The following is a 4,665-nucleotide window of genomic DNA, read 5'->3' as shown; positions in this document are numbered from 1 at the left end:
CTTCGCCTGCCCCGGCCAGCTCACCGTCCATGCCGGCAGGAAGTCCTTCGTCGGGCCTGCGCACCTTGATCTGCGCCCTCCCGCCTTTCCAGACAGTAATTTTTGCCTGGAGTGCTTTCTCAAGGCAGCCAAGGCGGGCGGGTCGCTGGTGCCGGTATGAAAGAAAGCGGAATGCTGTACATGCTGCTGGACGGTGCCGTGCTCTCCGGCAACCCTATCCTGGCTTCGGTCACGGTCCAGGGACACGCAAAAGCTCTTTATGCCGATCTTGGAAGGGAGGCGGCAGCCATTGGCCCCTGGCTGATACCACTACAGGGGGAGGCTTTGGAGTGGCTCAAGCACTTGCAAGCGGATGAAACTGTTTCCCACGCAGTCAGTGTGCTCACCGTGCCCGGCGACATCGGCGTCAAATTCGACGTGGAGCGGCATCTACACGTACTCCGCCATGTTCATACGAGACAAGAAGGTAGGCAGCGCTATTTTTTTCGTTATGCCGACACGCGCGCGCTGAGCCGGGTTTGGCAGGTGCTGACCGCTGTGCAGCAGGTTGCATTGCTCGGTCCCGTGCAGATCTGGCAATGGCATGCACAGGGCGAACAACCATCTGTGCTGACTGCTCCGCCCCACAAGGGTGCATCGTTGGCGTCATTGCCATTGCGACTGGACCCGCAGCAATTCAAGCAAGTGCTGGATGCGACGCGTGCCGATGAACTGCTGGCCTCGACGCACGAGTGGTTTCCCGATTACATCGCAAGAGTTCCGATGCCACTGCAGCGTGAACGAGCACGGCACGCCCAGGCTTGGCTTCGCGCCCAGGGAGTGGTCGACGCCGCCATCGAACTAGCCGTGGCCGCCATTGTGATTGGGCAAGGCCAACAGGTGCTTCATGGCTCGTCGTTCACCGCCATCGTAGAACGTGCGGTCGCCGATCATGATCCCAGTGCCGTTCTCGATTGGCATGCCGGAGATGTGGCTGCGGCAGCGCCGGAGACAAGGAGCGTGAAATGAATGACATTGCGTTTGGCAGACCCACGCCCTGGACTTCCGTGATCGCCCTGTTCTCTGTGAACTGCATCTATCAGCCGGCTGCCGTGGCGATTCTTTATTTTGCTGGAATCATCTGGGAATGCCTGGAGGGGCGGCTACGGAGTCTTGGCCGCTCCTGTTGTCGGTGCGGTCGCATTGGCAGCGACTCTGGGGCCGGGATGGAGGGCGCTTTTGTCGTCTGCCGGGATTGGGCTGGATCAGAAGGCACGCCTGATGGCACGGATCAACCTGGCTTGACGTCCCCGCTGCCCTTTATTCTGCTCGGATTGGTCATGTGCTAGTTGCATGCCCCCAGGCGACCGCCGAACCGGGCCATGGGTCTCTCCGGAGTTAGAGCCGCGTGGATTTCAAACGAAGTGAAAACCAGAGAAGCGCAGTGAGGAAACGAACCGGGACCGTGCCGATGATAGCTGCCATGGTGATGGCGTTGCTGCTGTCCGCCTGCGGCAGACCCTACGATCCGTCGGAGCACGCTCAGCCTGCGCCGGATGCCACGATTGGCGTGGGACTGACCGGCATCGATCATCTGGCGGATCACGTCAGCATCCAGAATTTCTGGGTCGATGGCGTCAACGGGGCGCAGGCCGGTAAGGGAGGAAGCACTGTTTGCTGTGTGGTGATTCCCCTTAAATGGAGGCCTGGGTTGAAGGCGGTGGTGCGCTGGAACGTCACCAACTGGCGCGACTGCAAATGGGAAAGCCGCGAGCGGCGCGTCCCCGTGGAACGTTATGCCAAGCCAGGCCAGGTCTGGGTGCATTTCCTCGCGAACGGTTCGGTGCGGGTCATTTCTTCGGATGAAGGGCCACGTAGCCCTACCTATCCCGGACCGCCCGATGTCATCCCCGACAAGGAGCCCTGGAAGACCATTGGCTGGTCGCCGCATTGCGACAAGTTTCCGCATGTCGATGCGCCGGAAGTGAAGGAGTCACTGCCATGAGTCAAAGCATTGCTGTTCACCGCGCCGGCCCCACGCTGGGGATCAAAGGTGCGCTGCGAAGCGTGGTCTGGTTGGTGGTTGTCGGTATGGCGCTACTGCTGTCCGCCTGCGGCAGACCCTACGACCCGTCGGAACACGCTCAGCCTGCGCCGGATGCCACGATTGGCGTGGGACTGACCGGGATCGATCATCTGGCTGATTACCTCAGCGTCCAGGACTTTTCCGTCAACGGCGTGGATGGCGCGCAGGCCGGTAAGGGAGGACGCACTGTTTGCTGTATGGTGATTCCCCTTAAGTGGAGGCCTGGGTTGAAGGCGGTGGTGCGCTGGAACGTCACCAACTGGCGCGACTGCCATGGCGAGGACTTCGAGCGCACGGTGACCGTGGAGCCTTATGCCAAACCGGGGCAGGTCTGGGTGCATTTCCTTGCGAACGGTTCAGTGCGGGTCATTTCGTCGATCGTGGGACCAGGGAACCCGGCATATCCTGGGCCTCACGATGCCATTCCCCCGAAGGAGCCTTGGTACGCCTACCCGATCGAAACGACGTGTAAGCAGCACGATGACAAAGTCAGGGCGAAGGAGCGCCAGCCATGAGCCAGAGTATTGCCGTTCACCCTGCTGGCCCCACGCCGGGAATCAGACCGGTGTTGCCGACCGTGATCCCACGCACCGAGCAGTGCGAAGTCACCCTGCAGATCGGTGTGTTCTTCGATGGCACCGGCAATAACCAGGAATGGAACGAGGCCGACAGTTGTTCGATCGGATTGGGCGACCGCACCCAGCGCGAGTGTCGCAAGGACAGCAATGTAGCACGCTTATTTCGTGCATATAAGGATGATCCGTCAAACGGCTACTACCCCATGTATATCCATGGCGTCGGCACACCTTGCCACTGGATCGGCGAAGTGCCGGCTGCCGGGGGCGGCATGGGCTTCGGTCAGGGCGGCGACGGCCGCATCAATTTCGGCCTGCTACATGTGCTCAATTCGATTCATCGCGCGATTGCCGACAATACGCCAGCGATTGAACCTACGACCGCGATGGCTCTGTGCCGCAACGGCCCGCGCGTAGAGCATTGGACCATCGACACCCTGGCGCCGACTGGTTATGGGCTGGCCCCCATCCCCACGCCGACCTCGCTGCCCTACAAGACGTTGACACCGCTGGCCAAGCCCGAGGATTTCAATGCGCTCAAGCCGATCGGCATGGAAGGGCTTGGCGGACTGCTGTGCGACAACCACGGCAACCGCCCGCAGGCGCAGGCGTTCCTGCGTCGCGAGGCGGCTCGGATCGCCGACCTGATCAAGGCGACCGGGAAACCGAAGATCGTGGAGATATTCATCGACGTGTTCGGTTTCTCGCGTGGCGCGGCGCAGGCGCGCGTGTTCTGCAACTGGCTCGGCGACTTCATGCAGGGCGATTTGTTGTGCGGCGTGCCGGCCAAGATTCGCTTCCTGGGCATTTTCGACACGGTGGCTTCGGTAGGGCCGCCAAGCCGTGCGGCACCTTTCGATCTTACCAATGGTCACTACGCCTGGGGGCGCACGTACTACCTGCGCGTGCCGGCTGCCGTGAAGAACTGCGTGCACTATGTGGCGATGCACGAGAATCGCGCTTCGTTTCCCTCGGACAAGGTACGCTTGCCCGATGGCTCGCTGCCCGCCAATTGCAGGCAGTTCATGCTGCCGGGCATGCATTCGGATGTTGGCGGCGGCTACGAGCCTACCCAGCAGGGGCGAGGGTTGCGGGGCGACGACAGCGAAAAGCTGTCGCAGATGCCCTTGGAGATGATGTATCAGGCCGCACAGGCGGCCAAGGTGCCGGTATACAAGGCGCTGGCGACTGAGCGTCACGGCAACCAGACCTACGACCCGTTCGCCGTCGACCCAGGCTTGCGCAAGGCCTTTACCGACTTCATGCAAGTCATGCCGGTCAGTGGTACCCAGGCCGAATGGCTGCTGCCCTATCTGGCCTGGCGCTACCAGGTGCGCACGGTCTACGACAAGTTGTCGTGGTTTCAGCGGGCCGGCACCACCGATCGTTCGGACCTCATCGGGGCCAACGGCACGTTGCTGGCGGATATTGCCGCCATCCACGCCACCGACACGGCGTGGAAATCGGCAGCCTACACCGTACTGCACCAGTTCCCGCTCGTGCGCGAGGTGATAGGCGATCAGGCTGGCAAAGTGCGCAAACTCGCTCCGGAAGCGCGCACGCTACTTTCCATCCTGCAGGCGCAGGCCATTCTAGGAACGCCGGAAAACCCGGAGCAGTTGACGCCACAGGCGGTATTGTTCGCCAACTACGCGCATGATTCGTATGCGGGCTTCCGTCCATTCGATACCAAATTCGCATTCACGAGTTGCCAGGACTGGATCCCGGGTTCGTGGGAGCCGGAGGGCTACCTTCGCTACCGCCGCTACTACATCGGAAACGACAGCCCCCAGGTTTCCGCCCTTCAATTGCCTCCACCCCCGCCTCCTTCCGAACAAGAGCTGTATCAGCAACAGATGCAGAACTACATCAACATGCATGGCATCGATTTCTCGAGCCTGCATTGACCGAAGTGCCCTGCTGAAAACGGCAAGCCAGCCTCGGGCGACGAGCCAGCTCAATCTGGGCCACCTGATCCACCAGGCCGACAACTACCGCGGCAGCTTCCGCGGGCAGGGCTTCGAG

At 61.5% G+C, this 4,665-nt stretch carries 5 protein-coding genes; all 5 read left to right on the top strand.

What is annotated here, in order from left to right:
• The first annotated feature begins 171 nt into the window (after positions 1 to 171).
• Positions 172 to 1,008, top strand: coding sequence for a DUF4123 domain-containing protein (locus ASG87_RS19345; protein ID WP_162258345.1), 837 nt, complete (start codon positions 172 to 174; stop codon positions 1,006 to 1,008).
• Positions 1,009 to 1,462: 454 nt separating this feature from the next.
• The gene (locus tag ASG87_RS19340; RefSeq protein ID WP_200949054.1) at positions 1,463 to 1,984 is read left to right on the top strand and encodes a DUF3304 domain-containing protein; all 522 of its coding nucleotides are present in this window, start codon (positions 1,463 to 1,465) and stop codon (positions 1,982 to 1,984) included.
• Positions 1,981 to 2,580 (top strand): DUF3304 domain-containing protein, encoded by a 600-nt coding sequence (locus ASG87_RS09720; RefSeq protein ID WP_056004426.1) that lies wholly within the window; start codon positions 1,981 to 1,983, stop codon positions 2,578 to 2,580. Before ASG87_RS19340 ends, ASG87_RS09720 begins: the two co-directional genes overlap by 4 nt.
• Positions 2,577 to 4,547 (top strand): DUF2235 domain-containing protein, encoded by a 1,971-nt coding sequence (locus tag ASG87_RS09715; RefSeq protein WP_082582875.1) that lies wholly within the window; start codon positions 2,577 to 2,579, stop codon positions 4,545 to 4,547. Before ASG87_RS09720 ends, ASG87_RS09715 begins: the two co-directional genes overlap by 4 nt.
• The coding region (locus tag ASG87_RS21195; RefSeq protein WP_200949052.1) for a type VI secretion system Vgr family protein at positions 4,519 to 4,665 on the top strand (147 nt) is incomplete at its 3' end. The genes ASG87_RS09715 and ASG87_RS21195, both read left to right, overlap by 29 nt.

The sequence above is a fragment of the Frateuria sp. Soil773 genome, assembly GCF_001428405.1.
Lineage (GTDB): Bacteria > Pseudomonadota > Gammaproteobacteria > Xanthomonadales > Rhodanobacteraceae > LMSL01.
This window is presented reverse-complemented; position numbering and strand designations above follow the sequence as displayed.

What these genes read in the sequence shown, in the direction of transcription:
- ASG87_RS19345 (WP_162258345.1), top strand. Translation starts at nt 172, where the DNA reads ATGCTGTACATGCTGCTGGACGGTGCCGTGCTCTCCGGCAACCCTATC.
- ASG87_RS19340 (WP_200949054.1), top strand. Translation starts at nt 1,463, where the DNA reads ATGGTGATGGCGTTGCTGCTGTCCGCCTGCGGCAGACCCTACGATCCG.
- ASG87_RS09720 (WP_056004426.1), top strand. Translation starts at nt 1,981, where the DNA reads ATGAGTCAAAGCATTGCTGTTCACCGCGCCGGCCCCACGCTGGGGATC.
- ASG87_RS09715 (WP_082582875.1), top strand. Translation starts at nt 2,577, where the DNA reads ATGAGCCAGAGTATTGCCGTTCACCCTGCTGGCCCCACGCCGGGAATC.